The organism is Vibrio sp. D431a (assembly GCF_030248655.1).
Taxonomy (GTDB): Bacteria; Pseudomonadota; Gammaproteobacteria; order Enterobacterales; family Vibrionaceae; genus Vibrio; species Vibrio alginolyticus.
Map to the genome: position 1 here is coordinate 396304 of NZ_JAHGAP010000013.1, position 21684 is coordinate 417987.

The window sequence follows — 21684 nt, forward strand, 5'->3', positions numbered from 1 at the left end:
TGGTTTGCCATTCCATTTAGTGAAGAATAATTATTTATGTTGGTGTTTGGTAATTGAAATGTTGCGCAGTTTGAGTGTTAAGTCTTCTATTTATGTTATTTTTTGGTGACTTTATAGTGAAAAATAACAATGATATTCTTATTGTTGCATATTGATTTTTGCGCTCCTAGGTTGCATTATCCGCCCGTCAAAAAATACGCTGGTACGTAAAATGGATGCATGAAGCGACGTTTACGATTCTAGATTGCCCATAAACATTACTTAAAAAGCTAAGCACACTTTGACACTTAGCAGGCAATTTGGTGGATGGCTAGGACGCATAGACTGGCGCAACTCACTTTGAGGTACACATGACAGACTTAATCAATTTGATGAACGATCTCCTCTGGGGCTCGATTCTGGTTTATCTTCTTGTTGGTGTTGGTATTTACTTCACCGTTCGATTAGGGTTCATTCAGTTCCGCCATTTCGGCCACATGTTCTCTGTTCTTAAGAACAGCCGTAAAGCAGACAAAGCTGGTATTTCCTCTTTCCAAGCGCTTTGTACTAGTCTTGCTGCACGTGTTGGTACAGGTAACATGGCGGGCGTTGCAGTTGCATTGACTGCGGGTGGTCCTGGTGCGATCTTCTGGATGTGGCTGATTGCAATGCTTGGTATGGCAACATCGTTTGCTGAGAGCACACTGGCGCAGCTATACAAAACCAAAGATGATGATGGCAACTACCGTGGTGGCCCTGCCTACTACATGGAAAAAGGCTTGGGCATGCGTTGGATGGGCGTGTTGTTCTCAGTTTTCCTAATCATCGCTTTTGGTTTGGTATTCAACGCCGTACAAGCTAACTCAATTGCCAATGCAATGAGCAACGCATTTGGTTGGAATAACCTGTATGTCGGTATTGCCGTTGTTTTACTGTCTGCAATTGTTATTTTCGGTGGCATCAAGCGTATCGCAAGAGTTGCTGAGATGATCGTTCCGATCATGGCACTACTTTATCTAGCCCTAGCGCTGTTCATCATGTTCTCTAACCTAGAGAAATTACCTGATGTATTGATGCTTATCTTTAAGAGTGCATTTGGTCTGCAAGAAGCAGCAGCAGGTGGTCTTGGCTACGCAATTGCACAGGCAATGATTAACGGTATCAAGCGCGGTCTATTCTCGAATGAAGCAGGTATGGGTTCTGCACCTAACGCGGCAGCTTCAGCAACACCTTACCCACCACACCCAGCGTCTCAAGGTTACGTACAGATGCTAGGCGTGTTCATGGATACGATCGTTATCTGTTCTGCAACAGTGGCTATCATCCTGATGTCTGGTGAGTATGTCGGTCAAGCAACAGAAGTGACGGGTATCGAGCTAACTCAGCGAGCATTGAGCTCACAAGTTGGCGATTGGGGCGGCATCTTTGTTGCTGTGGCAATCTTCTTCTTTGCGTTTACTTCAATCATTGCAAACTACTCGTATGCTGAAACGAACTTAATCTTCCTAGAGCACAATCATAAAGCGGGCTTAAGCATTTTCCGCGTTATTGTTCTTGGTATGGTGATGTTTGGTGCACTAGCTTCGTTACCAGTCGTATGGTCGCTTGCTGACGTCTCTATGGGTCTGATGGCGATAGTCAACTTGGTGGCGATCATCTTGCTATCTGGCATCGTGATTAAACTGGCAAAAGATTACAACCGCCAGCTTGGTGAAGGCAAAGTGCCAACATTTGATGCGAATGACTTCCCAGAGCTGAAATCTCAGCTTGAAGAAGGCATTTGGTACAACGATAAAAAAGACTAAGTGAGCTATCACTCATAGTTGAAAGCTATTAGTACGATGTAAAAAGCCATGCAGACAATGCATGGCTTTTTTTGTACCCTATTAAAAACAAAATTAGAGAAGGGAAAGTCATGCTTATCGTAGTTTCTCCAGCGAAGACTCTTGATTACGAGTCTCCGTTAGCGACAGAAAAATTTACTCAACCTGAGTTGGTCGAATACTCAAAAGAGCTTATCGATGTTTGCCGCAAACTGACTCCTGCTGATGTTGCCTCTTTAATGAAAGTGAGCGACAAGATTGCCGATTTAAATGTGGGCCGATTCCAAGAATGGAGTGAAACGTTTACCACGGAAAACTCACGACAAGCCATTCTTGCATTTAAAGGTGACGTTTACACAGGTCTAGACGCCGAAAGTTTATCTGAAGCGGACTTCGAATATGCTCAAGATCATCTGCGTATGCTATCGGGTCTTTATGGTTTACTAAAACCACTTGATTTGATGCAGCCATACCGTCTTGAAATGGGTACCAAGCTTGCAAACGACAAGGGTACGAACTTGTACCAGTTTTGGGGCAATGTAATTACGGACAAGCTTAACGAAGCGATTTCTGCTCAAGGTGATAATGTCCTTATCAACCTTGCATCAAATGAATACTTTAAAGCGGTTAAGCCAAAGAATTTAGATGCGCAAGTGATCACGCCAGTATTCAAAGATTGTAAGAATGGTCAATACAAGGTCATCAGTTTTTACGCGAAGAAAGCGCGCGGTATGATGGCGCGTTACATCATTGAAAACCGTGTTGAGAGCGTGGCAGACCTGACTAAGTTTGATACGGCGGGTTACTACTTTGTGGAAGATGAATCGACGCCAACAGAGTTAGTATTTAAACGTGAAGAGCAAAAATAAAGCTGATTGAGACGTAGTCTACGTTAATCTCTATCAGCACAAACGAAAAAGGGTTGGCATTGCCAACCCTTTGTTATTTTCTAGCTTGAGCTACTTCGCCCCAACAAGATTACTTCTTCTTAGCGGTTTTCTTTTTCGCTACTTTTTTCTTGTCGTCTTTTTTCTTTTTCTTCTTAAACACAGGCTTTTTGTGTTTAGGACGCATCTCTTTCACGAAACGCTCTTTGATGTCTTCTTTCACGTAGCGCGCAACGCGATCCATCATTGGTTGGTCGTGTGCTTCTACGATTGAGATAGCGTTACCTTTCTTACCTGCGCGAGCCGTACGGCCGATACGGTGAAGGTAAACATCAGCCGTGCGCGGCATGTCGTAGTTGATAACGTGTGATACATCCGGAAGATCGATACCACGCGCAGCAACGTCCGTCGCTAGCAGCACGTTCACAGTACCATCGCGGAAGCGAGAAATCGCATTGTTACGACGATCTTGCGGCATTTCACCTTGAATCCAAGAACATGGAATCTGTGCACTTTCAAGCTGCGCTCGTAGCTCAGCCAAACGCTCACGAGTCTTTAAAAAGACGATAGTGCGCTCAGCTTGCTGAGTAATAATGTGTTTTAGTAATTCCAGTTTGTGTTCAGCATCATCAGCTCGGTGATACCACTGAGCAATTTTCTTACGCTCACGCAGCGGTGATTTTGCATCAATCTCTGCTGGGTCATTCAACAGATCAGCGGTAAAGCCTTCTACGCCTTTCCCTTCTAACGTTGCTGAGAACAGAAGGGTTTGCTTACGCCAGCGACATTCGTTAGATAGGCGATCGACAGTAGGAGCAAAACCCATATCTAGCATACGGTCTGCTTCATCAAGGATTAACCATTCGATTGCACGACAATCAAAACGTTCTGCATCAATGTATTCTTTTAAACGGCCAGGTGTCGCAACCACAATGTCTTGTGTTGTTGCAAGGATGTCGGCGTGCTCTTGGTACTGAACACCACCAGTGATGGTGAAAATGTTGAGTTTGGTATTTTTTGCCAAAGCACGTGCTTGATCGGCAATTTGCATCGCCAGTTCGCGAGTAGGCGTTAGGATCAAAATACGCGCAGGCCCAGGCTTACGACGAGGGAAGTCTTGCAAGTATTGCAATGCTGGCAGGACGAAGGCGGCCGTTTTACCAGTTCCTGTTGGCGCTGACGCTAGAATGTCACGACCGTCCAACGCTTGTGGAATCGCTTCTGCCTGAATTTTTGTTGGGCGTTCGTAACCCATCTCTTCAATGGCTTCAAGTAGGTTTTGGTCTAGATCAAGTTCAGCAAAGGTTCTGATCACAATGAGTTCTCCACAAGCAAAGCTTGGTTAATGGTTCGCCACAACAGCATAGAATACAAAAAGGTCGCACATTATAAAGTGATTGGTGATAAGGATCACATGTTATTTCACATCTTAAGATAAAACTCGCGGGTTAACTGGATGAAATCATCACTATAGCCGTCATTTGAACGGATAATTAAATGTGACGTCTGCAAATCGCAAGGTCGTTTTGACAGTTCAAATAACAATCGGTGTACTGGTTTCTTTTCTGATGGTTGCACACGACAGATCCTCGATAGATACCAACCTTGGTTTAATGCTAGCTCAATGAACTGCTCGCCTTCGGTGATTGGCAAAACAAAACTAGCTCTCCCTTCGTCATCAAGCAAATGATAGCAACGCTGTAGCAATGCGTTATGGCCTAGCGTATCAGTGTGCCTCGCGGTTGCACGTTGACTGTGTTTCGATTGCTCGCCGCTGTTGAAGTAGGGCGGGTTACAAATGATGCGTTGGAATGGATGTGTCGGCGTAAAGTGCAGTATGTCGGTGTGATGCACACTTACACGATCTGACCAAGGAGACTGGGCCATATTTTTTTGCGCGGCAGCAACGGCTGTTAATTCGATATCGACCGCGGTTATTTGAGCTTCTGTAAAGCGTTGAGCACACATCAGGGCAAGCAGGCCAGTGCCAGTGCCAATATCGAGAATTTTAGCGTCGTTAGGGCTTTGAATCCAAGCACCAAGCATTACCCCATCTGTGCTGACTGGCATACCACTCTCGCCGCCCTCAATACAAAATTGCTTAAAATTGAAACCTTTAGTTTTCAGTTTTTTGTTCTTCATGATTGTTTTATATTTGCTCAATAATTAAGTGGATTACTCTATTGTTTATTAATTGTATAGATTGTTGTTTTGTTGGTTATTAAATTGTATTGTTAATTGATCGAGATAAAGAACTGGTCTGTTATTTGGATCTGGTTATATCCACTGCTTTTAAGTTTGAAAACTAAATTAATATGGTGTTTTTTTCTTAAAGGTTGCCAAATGATGAGTCTTTCGTCATTATGCGGCGAAAATTTTATAGATTGAACCACGTGTACTTATTGACTTTAGGTATACAAAAAGTGGTCTAAGCATACACAACATTCATTAATTAAAAGACAAGGGTTATCTGTGAAGCAGACGTTAAAACTAACAGATATTATCGCAGTAGGCTTTATGCTATTTGCGTTCTTTTTAGGTGCGGGCAATATTATCTTTCCACCTCTAGCGGGTCAGTTAGCGGGTGAAAACTTAATGCCAGCTATGTTTGGTTTCTTGCTAACAGCGGTAGGTCTACCTCTTATTACTATCGTTGCTATTGCTGTTGCTGGTGGTTCTTGGGATCACTTGACGCAAGATCTTCCGAAAAAAGCGGCAGTTCTTATGGCTGCACTGATTTTCATCATCATTGGTCCAGCGTTTGCAGCGCCTCGTACAGGCCTAGTGGCTTACGAGATGGCGGTGAAACCTTTCTTCCTTGAGGCGTCACAAACGCATCTGACAGCGTTCTCAGTGATCTTCTTTATCGCAGCGATGATGTTCTCATGGTTCCAAGGCCGTTTGATCGATCTTATCGGTAAAGTACTGACACCAGCATTGTTCGTTGGTTTGATCATTCTTGCTGTCGCTGTCTTCCTTGATCCTCAGGGCGATATGATTGGCGCGCACGGTGAATACCTAACGCAGCCTCTGACCAAAGGCTTCTTAGAAGGCTACAACACAATGGATACGTTCGCGTCATTGATGTTTGGCATGCTGATGGTTGATGCACTACGCGGTAAAGGCATTACTGAGCGCTCTGCAACTACTAAATATCTGATCTATGCAGGTTGTATTGCCGCTGCTGGTCTTGCGTTTGTTTACATCTCACTATTTTACTTAGGTGCGACGAGTGCAACGGTTGCTGCTGGTGCTGATAATGGTGGCCTAGTGCTTAGCCAATACGTTCAAGCGTTGTTTGGTCCATACGGTCAAATCGTTCTGTCTGTCATCGTATTGCTAGCGTGTCTGACAACCGCGATTGGCTTGATTTCTGCGTGTTCAGATTTCTTCAGCTCGAAAACACCACTGTCATACAAGCAATGGGTACTGATTAATGGTTCTGTTTGTGCATTGGTTGCAAACGTTGGTCTTGCGCAGCTGATTTCTCTGTCAGTGCCAGTATTGTTTGCGCTGTACCCTGTGGCGATTGCGTTGGTTGCACTAACATTTGTGCGTAGCAAACTGCCGAATCCACGCTTTGCTTACCGTGCAGTACTGCTTGTATCTCTGCTGTTTGCGTTGGTTGATGCGGCAAAAGTATCGGGTATTGATGTTTCTGCGTTTAACATGTTGCCATTATTCGAAGTCGGCATGGGTTGGGTGCTTCCAACATTTGCGGCTATCGTGTGCATGTTCTTCATCGCGAAACCTCGCCCAGAGCTAGCACAAGAAACCGCGTAATCACTTCGCGTTATCAAGATAATAAAAAGCCCGATGAATTACTTCATCGGGCTTTTTACTTTTTAATGATTACGTGTTTGCGCTATTAAAGCGTGTCGTGGAATTCCACAAGAACTTGTTCACACCATTTTTCGATGCGTTCATCACTCAGTTCGTACTGTGAGTCTTCATCTAACGCAAGTCCAACAAACTTGCTGCCATCTTCGATCAATGCTTTCGATGCTTCAAATTCGTAGCCTTCATTTGGCCAGTAACCGATAAAGGTTGCGCCTGTGGCTTGCAATTCATCGTGAAGTAAGCCCATCGCATCTAAATACCACTCTCCGTAACCTTCTTGGTCACCCAGACCAAACAGCGCTACAACTTTGCCTTTCAGTGGTGTGGTCGCGATGTCTTGCCAAATCGCGTTCCAATCTTCTTGAATTTCACCAAAATCCCAAGTTGAGATGCCAAGGAGTAATAAGTCGTAGTCCGCCATTAGTGATAACGGTGTCTCTTTCACATTGTGAATGTCGACAAGGTCTTCACCAATAAGGGTACGAATTTTCTCTGCTGCCATTTCGGTGTAGCAGGTCGTTGAGCCGTAAAAGAGTCCGATTTTCATTATATTCGTCGTTATTTGTGTTGCTGTTGTGGAAGATTCTAACCATAAATTGAGGAAGATTGCAGCGAATATCCTATGTGGGATGATTTTTTATGGTATTGGATTGGCAGGTGCTTTAATCTAAATACTGTAAATATAAACAGATAAGGAAGCATTCATGACGGCACAACAGCCTGTCAATCAACAAGATTTTTCGCTTGTTGAGCAATTCTTAGATGCGATGTGGATGGAGCGTGGCCTATCAGAGAACACGTTGGCTTCCTACCGAAACGATTTAATGAAGCTGCTCGTGTGGATGGAAAAACATCGATACCGTCTTGATTTTATCAGTTTGTCTGGCTTGCAAGAATATCAAAGCCACCTTGTAGATTTAGATTACAAACAGACGTCTCGTGCGCGTATGTTGTCGGCGATTCGCCGTTTATTTCAATACCTGCATCGTGAGAAGGTGCGTGCTGATGACCCGAGTGCGCTCTTGGTTAGCCCTAAACTGCCACAACGTTTACCCAAAGATATTAGTGAAGAGCAAGTGGACGCGTTGCTCGAAGCGCCAGACCCGAATGACCCTATAGAATTGCGCGATAAAGCGATGCTAGAGCTACTCTACGCGACAGGGTTGCGTGTGACAGAGCTCGTCAGTTTGACCATGGAAAATGTTAGCTTGCGCCAAGGGGTGGTGCGCGTGACTGGTAAAGGTGGTAAAGAACGCCTGGTTCCTATGGGGGAAAACGCGGTCGATTGGATCGAGACGTTCATTCAACAAGGGCGCCCTGCGTTACTTGGTGATACATCATCTGATATTGTTTTTCCTAGTAAACGCGCAAGACAAATGACTCGTCAGACGTTTTGGCACCGTATTAAGTACTATGCTTTGATAGCAGGGATTGATACTGATCAGCTGTCGCCGCACGTACTGCGGCATGCCTTTGCCACGCATTTATTGAACTATGGCGCAGATCTCAGGGTCGTACAGATGCTTTTAGGACATAGTGACTTATCGACCACGCAAATTTATACTCACGTGGCGACTGAACGATTGAAGCAGATCCACAGTCAACACCACCCAAGAGCGTAACAATGGTTAGATTCATCCATGTCTTCTTGGAAAAACGATTTTACATTAAGGTGAATTTCATGAGCGTATTACGCCGACTAACTCTGCTGACTTTACCATTTTTTGTTACCGCTTGTGGTGCAGAAGAAAGTCAGGCTCAAACGGAGACTCCTGCGCAACAAGTGGCGCCAGCTGCACAAAGCGGCTTTGATGAAGCAGCATTAAAAACTAAGTTCTCAAAGCTTGGTTTATCTATCGTTGATATTCAACCATCAGACGTCGCTGGCTTATTGGAAATTCAAACCAATGGCGGGATCCTGTTTGCTTCAAATGATGGTAGCCATTTTATCGCTGGTACGCTTTATGCCATTAATGATGATGGCAGTTACAAAGATGTCATAGCAGAGCGTCAAGCGCCGCTTAACGCCGAGAAAATTGCGCAGTTCTCCGATAGCATGATCGAATACAAAGCCGACGATGAAAAGTATGTTGTGACCGTATTCACAGATATCACCTGTGGTTACTGTGTGCGTCTGCATAGCCAAATGCAAGGCTATAATGATCTAGGTATTACAGTGCGTTACATGGCTTACCCTCGCCAAGGTGCAACTGGCCCTGTGGCAGAGCAAATGGCAACGATTTGGTGTGCTGAAGATCCGGCGTCGGCAATGCACAACGCGAAAGTGAATCGTACATTTGATAACCCTGCGAAAGACTTGAAACAGTGTAAAGAAACCATCCAGGCGCATTACAATCTAGGTCGCCAATTGGGTATTTCTGGTACGCCAGCAATCTTCTTACCGAATGGCGAAATGGTTGGTGGCTACCTACCACCTGCAGAGCTATTGAAACGTTTAAAGCAACTATAATCCTTTAGGAGCAGAGCCGGCAAAGTTGTCGGCTCTTTCAAGCATGATAGAAATTCAACGACGTCCTGAACCAGATCTTTCCCTTCTTCCTGATTCCATTCCTCCGATTCTTAAACGTATCTACATCAACCGTGGGATAACGGATCTTTCACAATTAGAAACGTCGGCCCGTGGGTTGCATTCATATCAAAAACTCGGGGGGATTGAGCAAGCTGTCGATCTTTTGTTTCAGGCGATAAAAGAACAAAAACGCATCATCGTTGTCGGTGATTTTGACGCTGATGGTGCGACAAGCTCAGCATTATCAGTACTCGCGCTGCGTATGCTTGGTAGTCACAATGTGGATTACTTAGTGCCAAATCGTTTTGAAGACGGTTATGGGTTAAGTCCAGAAGTCGTTGACCAAGCCTTAGAGCTTGGCGCTGAGATGATCATGACGGTGGATAACGGCGTCTCATCAATCGAAGGTGTGCGTTACGCAAAAGAAAATGGCATTACCGTGCTCGTTACCGATCACCACTTGCCAGGACAAGTGTTGCCTGATGTGGATGCAATGGTGAACCCAAACCTTGAGAGCTGTAGCTTTCCATCTAAAGCGCTTGCGGGGGTGGGGGTCGCGTTTTATCTCATGATGGCACTATGCGTTCATATGCGAAAACACAATTGGTTTGCAGAACAGGGGATGCAAGAGCCCAAGTTGATGGAACTGATTGACCTTGTTGCACTGGGTACCGTCGCCGACGTCGTTCCATTGGATGAAAACAACCGCATTCTTGTACACCAAGGTTTGCAACGTATTCGTGCGGGCAAAGCGCGTCCCGGCATCCAAGCGTTAATTGAGGTCGCTAAGCGCGATGCGCGTCGTTTAGTTGCGTCCGATTTTGGCTTTGCTTTAGGTCCACGTATTAACGCAGCAGGTCGTCTTGATGACATGTCTTTCGGTGTTGAACTGCTGATGTGTAACAACATCCACGCAGCTCGTCGCATGGCAAGTGAATTGGATGGCTTGAACCAGACTCGTAAAGAGATTGAAGAAGGCATGAAGCAAGAAGCGATGGCTTTCTGTGAGCGCCTTCAGTTTGGTGAAGGCAATGAGCTTCCTTATGGCTTAGCCTTATTCCAACGTGATTGGCACCAAGGTGTGATTGGTATTTTGGCTTCGCGCATTAAAGAGAAGTTTCATCGTCCAGTCATTGCATTTGCTGATGGTGGAGAAGGGACGATTAAAGGCTCGTGTCGTTCTATTCCGGGGCTACACATGCGCGATGCGTTGGATTTCATCGACACGCAAAACCCGGGTTTGATCATCAAGTTTGGTGGACACGCCATGGCAGCAGGCTTAACGATTAAAGAGCAGGATTTTGAGCGTTTCAGTCGTTTGTTTGATGAAGTGGTAAAAAAGGAACTCGATGAAGCGGCGCTAAAAGGCGTGATCATGTCAGATGGCGAACTTAAGCCGGAAGAGTTCTCTATGCATGTTGCTGAACAGCTGCGATCGGGTGGCCCTTTTGGACAAGCTTTCCCAGAGCCAATCTTTGATGGTGAGTTTAAAGTACTGCATCAAAAGCTGGTGGGTGAGAAGCATCTTAAATTGATGTTAGAGCCGCTTTATAAAGGTCACCCTACCAATGTGATGATCGACGGTATCGCATTCAATGTTGATCTACGTCGATGGCCAGATGCATCGGTTAAAACAGTACGTCTCGCGTATAAGCTGGATGTGAATGAATTTCGTGGTAATCAATCATTGCAATTGATGATCGACCATATCGAAGCTAAGTAATACCTAGATTAACCTTTCTTATAGAGTACGGTTGCCCCTAAGTGGACGTAAAATTTTATGACCGTGCTCTCTCTCACCGCAATCTGATTTCTCATCCGAAATTTTCCTGTATCTCGGTCACATTTTTCAGTAGAATTTCTCGGTTAAATTCTATTCTAAAATGTTGAGTAAACATGTTTGAAATCAATCCAATTAAAAACCGTCTGCAGGACGTGTCTCAGCGCACAAATGTCCTGAGGGGGTATCTTTGACTATGACGCGAAGAAAGAGCGTCTAGAAGAAGTCAACGCAGAACTTGAACAACCAGATGTATGGAACGAACCTGAGCGTGCGCAAGCACTGGGTAAAGAGCGTGCATCACTAGAAGCGGTTGTTGAAACCATTGATCAACTAGAGCAAGGTGTGGAAGATGTAGAAGGTCTTCTTGAGCTGGCTGTAGAAGAAGAAGATCAAGAAACATTTGACGAAATTGAACCAGAACTTGCTGAGTTGGAAGAGAAGCTAGAAAAGCTTGAATTCCGTCGTATGTTCTCTGGCGACCACGATAGCTCTGATTGTTACATCGATTTGCAAGCTGGCTCTGGTGGTACAGAAGCACAAGACTGGACTAACATGCTGCTGCGTATGTACCTACGTTGGGCAGAAGCGAAGGGCTTCAAAGCTGAAGTGATTGAAGTATCTGAAGGTGAAGTCGCGGGTCTTAAGTCGGCAACAGTTCGCATCTCTGGTGAGTATGCGTACGGTTGGTTACGTACTGAAACGGGCGTTCATCGTCTTGTTCGTAAATCTCCGTTCGATTCAGGCGGTCGTCGCCATACGTCATTTGCTTCTGCGTTCATCTATCCAGAGATTGATGAAAACATCGACATCGACATTAATCCTTCCGACCTACGCATTGACGTTTACCGTGCGTCAGGCGCAGGTGGTCAACACGTAAACACCACAGAATCTGCGGTACGTATTACGCACGTACCTACGAACACAGTGGTTCAGTGTCAGAATGACCGTTCTCAACATAAGAACAAAGATCAGGCAATGAAACAGCTTCGAGCGAAGCTATTTGAGCTTGAATTGCAAAAGCAAAATGCGGAAAAACAAGCTAATGAAGACGCTAAGTCTGACATTGGCTGGGGTAGCCAGATCCGTTCTTACGTATTGGATGACTCACGTATTAAGGACCTCCGTACGGGCATTGAAAACCGTAACACTCAAGCGGTTCTTGATGGCGATCTGGACAAATTTATTGAAGCTAGCCTGAAATCAGGTCTATAAAGCTTTTCACCGACAAAAACAGGATACATCGAAAATGACTGATGCTGTTCAAAACGAAACTGTACTAGAAGAAAATAAGCTGATTGCTGAACGCCGCGCTAAACTGGATGCAATCCGAAAGAGCTGCAAAGCGAACGGCCATCCAAACGACTTCCGTCGTGACGCACTAGCGGGCGACCTTCAGAAAGAGTTCGGTGAAAAGACGAAGGAAGAGCTAGAAGAGCTTAACCACGTAGTAGCAATCGCTGGCCGTATCATGGCTAAACGTGGTCCATTCTTGGTAATTCAAGAAACTTCTGGCCGTATCCAAGCTTACGCTGACAAAGCGGTTCAAAAAGTACTTAAAGAAAAATACCAAGGTCTAGATATCGGTGACATCATCGGTGTTAAAGGTGCACTTCATAAGTCTGGTAAGGGTGACCTATACGTGAACATGGAAGAGTACGAGTTGCTAACCAAAGCACTACGTCCACTTCCAGAAAAGTTCCACGGTCTAACTGACCAAGAGATGCGTTACCGCCAACGTTACGTTGACCTGATCGTTAACGAAGACTCTCGTCAAGCGTTTGTAGTACGCTCTAAAGTCATGTCTGCAATCCGCAACTTCATGATCTCTAAGCAGTTCATGGAAGTTGAAACGCCAATGATGCACGTTATCCCTGGCGGTGCGAGTGCGCGTCCATTCATCACGCACCACAACGCACTAGACATGCCAATGTACCTACGTATCGCGCCAGAGCTATACCTGAAGCGTCTAGTTGTTGGTGGTTTTGATCGCGTATTCGAAATCAACCGTAACTTCCGTAACGAAGGCCTTTCTCCACGCCACAACCCAGAATTCACAATGATGGAATTCTACATGGCGTACGCAGACTACAAAGATCTGATGGACCTAACTGAAGAACTACTAAGCTCAGTGGCGCAAGAAGTTCTAGGTTCAACGTCAATGCCTTACGGTGATGAAACGGTTGAGTTTGGTGGTACTTACACTCGTATGAGCATGTTCGAAGCAATCAAGCACTACAACCCAGACCACGCGCAAATCCAAGCGCTAACAGAAGATGACCTACAAAACCGTGATCTAATGGTTTCTATCGCGAAATCTGTTCACGTTGAAGTAGAACCTTTCTGGACATGTGGTCAGCTTCTTGAAGAGATCTTTGGTGAAACAGCAGAACCTAAGCTAATGCAGCCTACGTTCATCACTGGTTACCCAGCAGATATTTCTCCGTTGGCTCGTCGTAGCGACGATAACCCGTTCTTTACAGACCGCTTTGAGTTCTTTATCGGTGGCCGTGAAGTAGCGAACGGTTTCTCAGAGCTTAACGATGCTGAAGACCAAGATGCACGCTTTAAAGCACAGGTTGAAGCGAAAGAGTCTGGTGACGACGAAGCAATGTTCTACGATGCAGACTACATCACTGCTCTAGAGCACGGCCTACCGCCAACAGCAGGCCAAGGTATCGGTATCGACCGTTTGGTTATGCTACTGACTAACACGCACACTATCCGTGACGTGATCCTATTCCCTGCAATGCGCCCGCAAGCGTAATTCGATAGGATGAGTAAAAAACCACCTTCGGGTGGTTTTTTTTTGCCTTTTAGTTAAGTTAATTCAAGTTGTTGCATTTGCTTTTTAATGGGATATGCAAATAAACATTCGCCAAATCTCAATCTATTGCATAGTCTTAATACTGAGACAGACGTGAGGGGGCGGAGTCTCGATAATGTTACCCGCTCGCAAAGATAAGTTTGTGGCACAAAATTTCTATTAACAATGAAAAAGGGTTAGAGAATGGCTGGGCAGTTTAAGATGGATTCCATCCCGGGATCGCTTGTGGTAGTTGGCGGTACTTATGAGCCTTGGTTATCGGTACTGGAGCAAGTGGGCTGGAAGTGTCACCAAGTAGGTGACTTACGCAAAGCTAATACGCTGTTAGAAGATATTGGTCCATGTATCGGTATTGTTGATCTCAGCCATGACGAGTTCAGCTTGAATGGCTTGGCGAACTTAGTCAGCTCTCACAAACACGTACGTTGGTTAGCGTTTATTCGTGAATCTCAGCTTGGCACTGACACCATATGCCAGTTCATTGTTAACTTTTGTATCGATTTTTTCACAGCGCCGATCCCAGATGCACAGTTATTAAGCACAATAGGTCACCAGCTTGGCATGCTTAAGTTGGAGAAAAAAGTTTGGCCTAGTTTTGGTAGCAGTTTAGATATGGGTTTGATCGGTGAATCTATCCCGATGAAACGTTTACGCGATCAAGTGAAGCGCATTGGTCCAACGGACGTCAGCATTCTGATTTCTGGGGAAAGTGGGACTGGTAAAGAGGCGGTTGCTAGGGCCATCCATAAAGTCTCTTCACGCTCTCATAAACCGTTTATGGCAATTAACTGTCGCGCACTCAATGAACAACGTTTCCAAGCTGAAGTATTTGGTATTAACGCCGATGAAGATATGGAAGCATGCCTGCTTGAACAAGCAGATGGTGGCACCGTGTTGTTTAATGACATTCTTACCATTTCAAAAGAGCAGCAAATGAATCTGCTGAGATTCTTGCAAGAAGGCACCATTGATACTAAAGATGGCGTAAAAGCGGTTAACGTGCGTATTCTTGCTGCTAACTCGTCGGATGTTGAAAAAGCTTTGATTGACGGTGACTTCAATGAAGAGCTTTACCATTACATCAACGTTCTGCGCATCAATGTCCCTAGCTTGAAAGAACGTGCGAGTGACATCGCATTGCTGGCTCGTTTCTACTTACAAGAGTTCTCAAAAGAGTACAACTCGCAAGCAAAAAGCTTTTCTGAGGATGCATTCAAGGCACTGACACGTTATTTCTGGCCTGGAAATGTGCGTGAGCTGATGAACCAAGTGAAGCGAGCGGTATTAATGTCCGACAGCGTAATGATTGAAGAGCATCACTTAGATTTACCTCAACGTAATGACTCAAAGCGCAGCTTGAAATCAATCCGAGAGAAGAGTGAACGTGATGCGTTGCTGGTTGTTTTGGAATCTCATTCTGGTCAAGTTTCAAATGCGGCGAAAGAGCTCGGAGTTTCGCGTGCAACCATGTATCGACTACTTAATAAACATAACTTGATTTCCGAACAAGCCATGTAGTTGGCCTTTCCCTGTGTTAAATAGGCGAATAAATACAATAAAAGAGAGTGGCCACAGAGCCGCTCTTTTTATTTTTGTTTGGTTTGATTTATAAAATCCGCAAATTTATATATTCCTCAGGTGAATATGTTATACGTAAAAGTATATGAAACTAAATTGCGGTGTATTGATTTGTTTTTAATCAAAAAGGCAAAAAATGTTTGATATATATCCATCAAAGCTTACAATTTAACCGTAACTCAATGAGTTATACCTTTCATAAACGGATTAATTTTTAGCTAGGAGGCGCAAGATGAAACATTACGTTGTTAACACCACTGCTTGCGCTGATCGTATGCCTATCGCTCCGATAACCCTTAAATCGGATGATACCAATACCACTGGCTCACAAGATAAAAATTAATCCGTAACCTATCATATTTATTACTAGGCTGCGGAAAAGTAGCGGCTTAGTATCAACAGAATATTTCTGTTCATTTTACGCACTATTTTTCCCAGTCGAATACATCGATAATCGGAGAAAATATTATGCGTCACTCTATTTACCTACAATTGGCCACTTTGCTATTGAAAGCAGACCTTAAACGCGAAGAAAAGCAATGGCAGCGCACCATACGCCGAACTGCTCATGATATTCCATGGACGAATGTTCATCTATTGAGAGATATTGGTTTAGATCGCGATGGTCGTTCTACACGTGCCAATGTTCCGGATGCAGTAAAAGTTGAACGTCGAGTTCGTCACCTTCGTCGAGTCTTAACGTCGCGAATAATGACGTAATCGTTAGCGTGTTGGGCTGACTGAGTTGCTAACGAGTCATTCAACACGCTTAACTTTTTATATGAAGTATGACTTCATTGGATAAACAGCTGATCTTGAAGATCAGCTGTTTTCGTTTGAAGGTGGTACTGTTAAGGGCAAGGATTCGAGTAAGTTGTACCTATTGCTTGAATTTCAGTAAGTAGTTCGTCGCTAAGTTGCAAATCAATACTGTCGATATTGGCTTTTAATTGGTCTAGGTTTGTTGCTCCGATAATGTTAGAAGCAACAAATGGACGCTGATTGACAAACGCGAGCGCCATTTGTGCAGGGTTTAGACCATGCTCTTGAGCTAAATTGACGTAAGCTTCGGTCGCTTTAACACCTTGCGGAGTGAAGTAGCGCGCAAAACGCTCCCACTTAGTGCATCGAGCGCCTTCAGGTTTTGCCCCGTTTAGGTATTTACCACTCAGGCAGCCAAATGCCAAAGGAGAGTAGGCAAGTAACTGAACGCCTTCGTAATGGCTGATTTCAGACAAGCCAACTTCGAAGCTGCGGTTCAATAAGTTATATGGGTTTTGAATGGAGACAATTCTTGGCAAATCGTGTTTTTCTGCCAAACGCAATAGCGACATCACACCCCACGGCGTCTCGTTGGATACGCCGATATAGCGCACTTTACCTGCATTCACTAATTCAGTAAGCGCTTCCAACGTTTCAATTAACGTGACTTCTTCTTGTTTGTCAGGGTATGGGTAGTTGAGTTGACCAAAGCAGTTGGTTTGACGCTGCGGCCAATGTAGTTGGTACAAATCGACATAATCGGTTTGTAGACGATTAAGGCTGTCATCAATTGCTGTATGGATGTGGCGACGATTAAGGCTCATGTTGTCTCTAATGTGAGGAACATTGCGAGGGCCTGCCACTTTTGTTGCCAGTACTACTTTCTCTCTTTTGCCGCTTTTTGCTAACCAATTACCGATGTATTGCTCGGTGAGCCCTTGTGTTTCCGAGTTTGGCGGTACAGGGTACATCTCTGCGGTATCGATGAAGTTCACCCCATGATCGAGGGCAAAGTCGAGCTGTTCAAAGGCGTCCTTTTCTGTGTTTTGCTCGCCAAACGTCATAGTGCCGAGGCAGATTTTACTGATCTCAAGTGATGAGTGCGGTAGTTTTGTGTATTGCATATCACGTCCTTGAAGAGTTACCGACTAAATAAGTGACTCCAATATAGGGGATTTTTAGCCGCAATCGCAAATGATTTACGTATAAAGGGAGAGCAAACTCGAAAGCTACAGTTAGCCTAACTACACTTAAATAATCGTGTGAAGGAGGTATGTTATGCAGAAGCATCAATTGGACATGTGGCTACATGGTCCACATAAAGATACTTATAAAACTCCCAAAGTATTTGTGATTGGGTGTTCTGATGTCTCTGACTATCTTTTAGCTGTGGAGTACAAGCATCAACTTGAGCCGATTAAAGACGGTGAAGACCCGATACATTTTGGCTCTCTAGACTTAGTAAAAGAAGAATTATTGAGGCTAGGGGTCGATAAAGCGTATTTAAGGCTGCGTAATGCGTATGACGAATGTGGCACTGAAGAGGCAGCCTCGTACTGCGATATTGAGTTATCGCTCGTGACGCACTAAATAGCTGATATAGTTTTATTCTGGTTGAGTGTTAATGTAGTGCTTGAGTAAGATCTGTTCAGTAAACTGTGTTCTAAGGTAAAAGCCTCGGGGCAGAGTTTTCATCGGCTTACCATTTGAGTTATATGCTTCGGTGAGCGCTTTTGCATTTGCGGCTTTAGGGCGAAGATGCAGCGCTTCTCCGTGTCTGGCGGAAATTTGATCAAATCTTCCCAAGACGATCATCTCCATTAACTCTTCCCAGTCATTTCGCAAAATCCGTTCTTCTTCTTCATCTGGTGACCAAATGAGTGGACTGCCCACACGTCTTTCAGCGAGTGGGATTTCTCGTTCTCCTTCTACGGGTACCCAAAGCACACGAGATAGCTTGTTTCGAACATGACTTGTTTCCCATGTAAGACCATGAACACCAGTGAGGGGGGCCACAGAAACAAAGGTTGTTTCTAAAGGTTTGCCAGAGTAACTGATCGGAATACTTTTCAACTCGATCCCTAGTTTTGCGAAATCTTGTTGAGGTTTACTGCCAGCTGGAGCGCCCAAGTGCCATTCGAGTAATTGACCCACCCAACCTTTATCACGTTTTAAGTTTTCAGGAACAATCATATTCGCCTCGGCGGCCAACTCAGCAAAACTGAGTCCTGCCATATCATGCGCTCGTTCCAATAGCTCTGCTTCTGTTTGTGGTTCTGGTTTCATAGTTACAAGGTGGTATTACAAAAAATATAGTTTATCAAACTCCGACCAAATCTACTGTTTAAGATTTCACCGAGGCGGTGTAAGAACGATCAATTCATAACTTATCCACAGGTGGAGGAGGTATTGATAAGATCCTGACGAGGTCTGTATGAATAAACAGGGGTTAAAATGCATTTTTGGGGTTGATTTTGTTGTAATCATCTAAACGAATAGCAGGTAAGTGTGGATAAATAGCCTGTTGGTGGATCTTTGACCGATCTGAGTTTGGTGAAAAGATCATCAAGAAATTGAAGATCGAATTATCGTTATTTTTAAAAATAAATACTTTTTTATCAATGCTTTATGTTTGTTTTTTTGTTTATTCATTTGTTTTTCATTTGATGGGATTGAACTGAATTACTCATTTGAATTGAATTCTTCACAAAGTTATTCACAGAAAAGGTGAATAAATGTGGGCAATGTCTCACTCTTGTGTTGATAAGGTATGGTTTGATTAAAAGATATCCAAAAATGCTGAAAAGGTAATAAATCTTGCTCATATCACATCAGTAAGTTTGCTAGTAATGGGGATATGTGGAAAAATCACGGTAATAAAAAATTTATTCATAGAGGTTAGCCAGTGATAGATGGCGATGGTTACCGACTTAATGTTGGTATTGTGATATGTAATAACCATGGTCAGGTCTTCTGGGCTAAACGATACGGGCAACACTCATGGCAATTTCCACAAGGTGGGATTGACGAAGGTGAAACCCCTGAACAAGCCATGTTCAGGGAGTTATACGAAGAAGTCGGTTTAACGAAAAAAGACGTTAAGATCATTGCAACAAGTCGTCATTGGTTAAGATATAAGCTACCAAAGCGATTGGTGCGTTGGGACTCCAAGCCTGTTTGTATCGGCCAAAAACAGAAATGGTTTCTGCTGAGATTAGAATGCGATGAGTCTCGCATTAATATGCAACGCGGAAAATCCCCTGAATTTGATGGTTGGCGCTGGGTAAGTTACTGGTATCCAGTTAGGCAAGTTGTTTCTTTCAAGCGAGATGTTTATCGACGAGCGATGAAAGAATTTGCATCCTTAGCCATGCCTTTTCGAGAGAGAAAAGCGAAAGGGAAAAGAAAAAAGCAACGTAGAGGATAATCATGCTCAGTCAGCTAAGGGAAATAGTTGAGAAAGTCTCTAGGGTCGATGATGTGCATCTGGCACTCGATATATTGGTGAAAGAGACTTGTGCTGCCCTTAGTACTGAGTGCTGTACTATCTATCTTGCTAATGAAGAAATGCAGCGCCTTGAGTTAATGGCAACTCAAGGCCTTATTTTTGAAGGTGATAGTATTCATATCAACTTCAATGAAGGCTTGGTTGGGTTGGTAAAACGAAGCGCTGAACCCCTTAACCTTGCCGAAGCCTCAAAACACCCCGAGTTCAAATTCTTTCCTCAACTCGGCGAACAGATTTACCACTCTTTTTTAGCTACTCCAATCATTCATCGTAAACAAGTTTTAGGTGTGTTGGTGATCCAACAAAAAACGCCGCGCTTGTTTAGTGAAATGGAAGAATCGTTTCTTGTTACCTTATCCGCTCAGTTAGCGGTGCTCATTGCACATGCGCAGAATCTTGGGCATTGGCAGTTAGCATCTAAACCCACGGTATTAAAAGGTTTGCCTGCGTCTACTGGTGTCGCGATTGGAGAGTTTTGGTTCGACAATACCCAGCCGAGTTTATCGGATATTTTCCCTTCGTCCACGTTAGATAAGGAACGCGAGCACGAGACGCTACTGGTGGCCATAGAGCGAGCGTTAAATGACTTTCGCCGCATGCGGAAAAAACTGGACAGTGAAATCAACAAAGATGCGCTGGCGATCTTCGATCTGTTTACTCACTTACTGAATGATCCGATGCTTCGCGGTGATTTGAAGAAGCAGATTGAAAAAGGAGACAGGGCAGACTGGGCGTTACGCCAAGTTGTAGAGTCATACTCGAATCGATTTGCAAGAATGTCGGATGTATACATGCGTGAAAGAGCGCAAGATATCCGAGAGTTAGGGCAAAGGCTGCTCTATTTTCTGCACAACAGTGAGCAAGAAAATTCTGCAATTGATCGTCCCATTATTTTGGTGGCGAACGAACTCACTGCCACCTTGCTCGCTTCTGTACCTAAAGAGTTTTTGTTAGCCGTCGTATCATTAGAGGGAGGCGCAAACTCTCACGCTGCCATTTTATCTCGAGCTCTTGGGGTCCCTGCAGTCATGGGCGCCAACATTAATCCGGATGTGGTGAATGGCAAACTCGGGATAGTCGACGGCTATACGGGTGAGATCTTCTTAGAGCCAAACCGCCAGTTGTTGCGAGAGTATCGCAGCTTAGTAAGCGAAGAGTCTGAACTGTTTGCCATGGTAAACAAGGACCTCGCACTCCCTGCGGTTACGCAAGATAATCACCATATCGAAATTATGCTGAATGCGGGACTCAGTGCAGACAGTAATATTGCCATCAACACAGGTGTTGATGGTGTTGGGTTGTACCGAACTGAGATTGCATTTTTACTTCAGCATCACTTTCCTTCGGAAGATGAACAGTATCATCAATACCAAGCAATACTTAACAGCTATCCGAATCAACGAGTAGTGATGCGTACTTTGGATATTGGTGGTGACAAACCTTTGCCGTATTTGCCCATCGAAGAAGATAATCCGTTTCTAGGCTGGCGTGGCATTCGTTTTACATTGGATCATCCAGACATTTTCTTGATCCAGCTGCGTGCAATGTTAAGAGCGAGTGCAGAAAGCGGAAACTTAAGTATCTTATTGCCAATGGTGTCAGGGGTAAAAGAGCTAGACGATGCCATTAGCTTGATTAATCAAGCTCACAGCGAAGCCGTTTTGCTTGATGATAGAATTCAATTCCCACAAATTGGGGTCATGATTGAAGTACCATCGATGGTGTATCTGTTGCCAACGATCGCTCACCGTGTTGATTTTGTTTCTGTCGGGACAAACGATTTAACTCAGTATTTATTAGCGGTAGATAGGAACAATTCGCGCGTAGCGGATGTCTATGAATCTATGCATCCTGCGGTACTGTTAGCGCTTAAGCAAATCCATGAGGTGTGTGATAAATATCAGGTGCCCGTGTGTATTTGTGGTGAGCTAGCGGGTGATCCATTTGGCGCTCTTCTCTTACTTGGGTTAGGGTATACCAGTTTGAGTATGAACACCTCCAATGTGGCTAAGGTGAAATATTTGATTCGTCATAGCCAACAAGAAGAATTAGAAAAATTAGCGGAGCAAGCAATGACAAAGTCCTATGGGGAGGACATTCATCAAATGATGCATGACTTCTTCATTCAACAGGGCTTTGCGGGCTTTATCCGTGCAGGTAAAAAGTAGGA

General features: G+C 44.3%; 18 protein-coding genes. 13 read left to right on the forward strand and 5 right to left on the reverse strand.

What is annotated here, in order from left to right; genetic code table 11:
• The first annotated feature begins 350 nt into the window (after positions 1 to 350).
• Both KJB35_RS12315 and yaaA read left to right on the forward strand, forming a co-directional pair.
• Positions 351 to 1784 (forward strand): sodium:alanine symporter family protein, encoded by a 1434-nt coding sequence (locus KJB35_RS12315; RefSeq protein ID WP_005381800.1) that lies wholly within the window; start codon positions 351 to 353, stop codon positions 1782 to 1784.
• A gap of 110 nt (positions 1785 to 1894) precedes the next feature.
• Positions 1895 to 2671, forward strand: coding sequence for a peroxide stress protein YaaA (gene yaaA, locus KJB35_RS12320; RefSeq protein WP_005382848.1), 777 nt, complete (start codon positions 1895 to 1897; stop codon positions 2669 to 2671).
• A 109-nt stretch (positions 2672 to 2780) separates the two neighbouring features.
• Here yaaA and srmB read toward each other — a convergent pair whose 3' ends face one another.
• Both srmB and KJB35_RS12330 read right to left on the reverse strand, forming a co-directional pair.
• Positions 2781 to 4004: an ATP-dependent RNA helicase SrmB gene (gene srmB / locus KJB35_RS12325; protein WP_005381797.1), complete on the reverse strand. Its 1224-nt coding sequence runs from the start codon at positions 4002 to 4004 to the stop codon at positions 2781 to 2783.
• Between the two features lie 107 nt (positions 4005 to 4111).
• A complete protein-coding gene (locus KJB35_RS12330) occupies positions 4112 to 4831 on the reverse strand; it encodes a tRNA1(Val) (adenine(37)-N6)-methyltransferase (RefSeq protein WP_053306891.1) in 720 nt (239 codons plus the stop codon).
• Between the two features lie 330 nt (positions 4832 to 5161).
• On the opposite strand from KJB35_RS12330, the gene brnQ reads away from it, so the two are divergent.
• On the forward strand, positions 5162 to 6472 hold the full coding sequence (gene brnQ / locus KJB35_RS12335; protein ID WP_005381792.1) for a branched-chain amino acid transport system II carrier protein: 1311 nt from the start codon (positions 5162 to 5164) through the stop codon (positions 6470 to 6472).
• A gap of 85 nt (positions 6473 to 6557) precedes the next feature.
• Here the strand turns inward: brnQ and fldB are convergent, their stop codons facing one another.
• The gene (gene fldB, locus KJB35_RS12340) at positions 6558 to 7076 is read right to left on the reverse strand and encodes a flavodoxin FldB (protein WP_005381790.1); all 519 of its coding nucleotides are present in this window, start codon (positions 7074 to 7076) and stop codon (positions 6558 to 6560) included.
• Positions 7077 to 7233: 157 nt separating this feature from the next.
• Here fldB and xerD point away from each other — a divergent pair, with 157 nt between their 5' ends.
• The 7 genes from xerD (at position 7234) to KJB35_RS12375 (ending at position 15964) form a co-directional block, all read left to right on the forward strand.
• Positions 7234 to 8151: a site-specific tyrosine recombinase XerD gene (gene xerD, locus KJB35_RS12345; protein WP_005381788.1), complete on the forward strand. Its 918-nt coding sequence runs from the start codon at positions 7234 to 7236 to the stop codon at positions 8149 to 8151.
• 59 nt (positions 8152 to 8210) lie between these two features.
• Positions 8211 to 8999 (forward strand): bifunctional protein-disulfide isomerase/oxidoreductase DsbC, encoded by a 789-nt coding sequence (gene dsbC, locus KJB35_RS12350; protein ID WP_005381786.1) that lies wholly within the window; start codon positions 8211 to 8213, stop codon positions 8997 to 8999.
• Between the two features lie 43 nt (positions 9000 to 9042).
• Positions 9043 to 10782, forward strand: coding sequence for a single-stranded-DNA-specific exonuclease RecJ (gene recJ, locus KJB35_RS12355; protein WP_017821504.1), 1740 nt, complete (start codon positions 9043 to 9045; stop codon positions 10780 to 10782).
• 173 nt (positions 10783 to 10955) lie between these two features.
• Positions 10956 to 12054, forward strand: a protein-coding gene (gene prfB / locus KJB35_RS12360; protein ID WP_100068604.1) for a peptide chain release factor 2 whose coding sequence is annotated in 2 segments (ribosomal slippage) — positions 10956 to 11030 and positions 11032 to 12054 — 1098 coding nt in all. Because the reading frame shifts where the segments join, the coding sequence is not laid out codon by codon here.
• Positions 12055 to 12088: 34 nt separating this feature from the next.
• A complete protein-coding gene (lysS, locus tag KJB35_RS12365; RefSeq protein WP_213908098.1) occupies positions 12089 to 13606 on the forward strand; it encodes a lysine--tRNA ligase in 1518 nt (505 codons plus the stop codon).
• A gap of 243 nt (positions 13607 to 13849) precedes the next feature.
• Positions 13850 to 15184 carry a cyclic-di-GMP-binding transcriptional regulator VpsR gene (gene vpsR / locus KJB35_RS12370; RefSeq protein WP_017635067.1) on the forward strand — a complete coding sequence of 445 codons (1335 nt, stop codon included), beginning with the start codon at positions 13850 to 13852 and terminating at the stop codon, positions 15182 to 15184.
• Positions 15185 to 15712: 528 nt separating this feature from the next.
• Positions 15713 to 15964, forward strand: a complete 252-nt coding sequence (locus tag KJB35_RS12375) for a hypothetical protein (protein ID WP_005381776.1) — start codon at positions 15713 to 15715, stop codon at positions 15962 to 15964.
• Positions 15965 to 16095: 131 nt separating this feature from the next.
• Here KJB35_RS12375 and KJB35_RS12380 read toward each other — a convergent pair whose 3' ends face one another.
• Complete coding sequence (locus KJB35_RS12380; protein WP_005381774.1) at positions 16096 to 17130, reverse strand: NADP(H)-dependent aldo-keto reductase; 1035 nt, start codon at positions 17128 to 17130, stop codon at positions 16096 to 16098.
• A 154-nt stretch (positions 17131 to 17284) separates the two neighbouring features.
• Between KJB35_RS12380 and KJB35_RS12385 the strand changes: the two genes are divergently transcribed.
• The gene (locus KJB35_RS12385; protein ID WP_005381772.1) at positions 17285 to 17596 is read left to right on the forward strand and encodes a DUF6482 family protein; all 312 of its coding nucleotides are present in this window, start codon (positions 17285 to 17287) and stop codon (positions 17594 to 17596) included.
• Positions 17597 to 17611: 15 nt separating this feature from the next.
• On the opposite strand, the gene mutH is transcribed toward KJB35_RS12385, so the two are convergent.
• On the reverse strand, positions 17612 to 18292 hold the full coding sequence (gene mutH / locus KJB35_RS12390; RefSeq protein WP_017821501.1) for a DNA mismatch repair endonuclease MutH: 681 nt from the start codon (positions 18290 to 18292) through the stop codon (positions 17612 to 17614).
• A 619-nt stretch (positions 18293 to 18911) separates the two neighbouring features.
• Between mutH and rppH the strand changes: the two genes are divergently transcribed.
• Both rppH and ptsP read left to right on the forward strand, forming a co-directional pair.
• Positions 18912 to 19433 (forward strand): RNA pyrophosphohydrolase, encoded by a 522-nt coding sequence (gene rppH / locus KJB35_RS12395; RefSeq protein ID WP_005381953.1) that lies wholly within the window; start codon positions 18912 to 18914, stop codon positions 19431 to 19433.
• Positions 19434 to 19435: 2 nt separating this feature from the next.
• Positions 19436 to 21682 (forward strand): phosphoenolpyruvate--protein phosphotransferase, encoded by a 2247-nt coding sequence (gene ptsP, locus KJB35_RS12400; RefSeq protein ID WP_104975865.1) that lies wholly within the window; start codon positions 19436 to 19438, stop codon positions 21680 to 21682.
• Positions 21683 to 21684 lie beyond the last annotated feature (2 nt).

Coding starts and splice junctions, on each gene's coding strand:
- KJB35_RS12315 (WP_005381800.1), top strand. CDS start 351: ATGACAGACTTAATCAATTTGATGAACGATCTCCTCTGGGGCTCGATT.
- yaaA (WP_005382848.1), top strand. CDS start 1,895: ATGCTTATCGTAGTTTCTCCAGCGAAGACTCTTGATTACGAGTCTCCG.
- KJB35_RS12330 (WP_053306891.1), bottom strand. CDS start 4,831: ATGAAGAACAAAAAACTGAAAACTAAAGGTTTCAATTTTAAGCAATTT.
- fldB (WP_005381790.1), bottom strand. CDS start 7,076: ATGAAAATCGGACTCTTTTACGGCTCAACGACCTGCTACACCGAAATG.
- xerD (WP_005381788.1), top strand. CDS start 7,234: ATGACGGCACAACAGCCTGTCAATCAACAAGATTTTTCGCTTGTTGAG.
- dsbC (WP_005381786.1), top strand. CDS start 8,211: ATGAGCGTATTACGCCGACTAACTCTGCTGACTTTACCATTTTTTGTT.
- recJ (WP_017821504.1), top strand. CDS start 9,043: ATGATAGAAATTCAACGACGTCCTGAACCAGATCTTTCCCTTCTTCCT.
- lysS (WP_213908098.1), top strand. CDS start 12,089: ATGACTGATGCTGTTCAAAACGAAACTGTACTAGAAGAAAATAAGCTG.
- vpsR (WP_017635067.1), top strand. CDS start 13,850: ATGGCTGGGCAGTTTAAGATGGATTCCATCCCGGGATCGCTTGTGGTA.
- KJB35_RS12375 (WP_005381776.1), top strand. CDS start 15,713: ATGCGTCACTCTATTTACCTACAATTGGCCACTTTGCTATTGAAAGCA.
- KJB35_RS12380 (WP_005381774.1), bottom strand. CDS start 17,130: ATGCAATACACAAAACTACCGCACTCATCACTTGAGATCAGTAAAATC.
- KJB35_RS12385 (WP_005381772.1), top strand. CDS start 17,285: ATGCAGAAGCATCAATTGGACATGTGGCTACATGGTCCACATAAAGAT.
- mutH (WP_017821501.1), bottom strand. CDS start 18,292: ATGAAACCAGAACCACAAACAGAAGCAGAGCTATTGGAACGAGCGCAT.
- ptsP (WP_104975865.1), top strand. CDS start 19,436: ATGCTCAGTCAGCTAAGGGAAATAGTTGAGAAAGTCTCTAGGGTCGAT.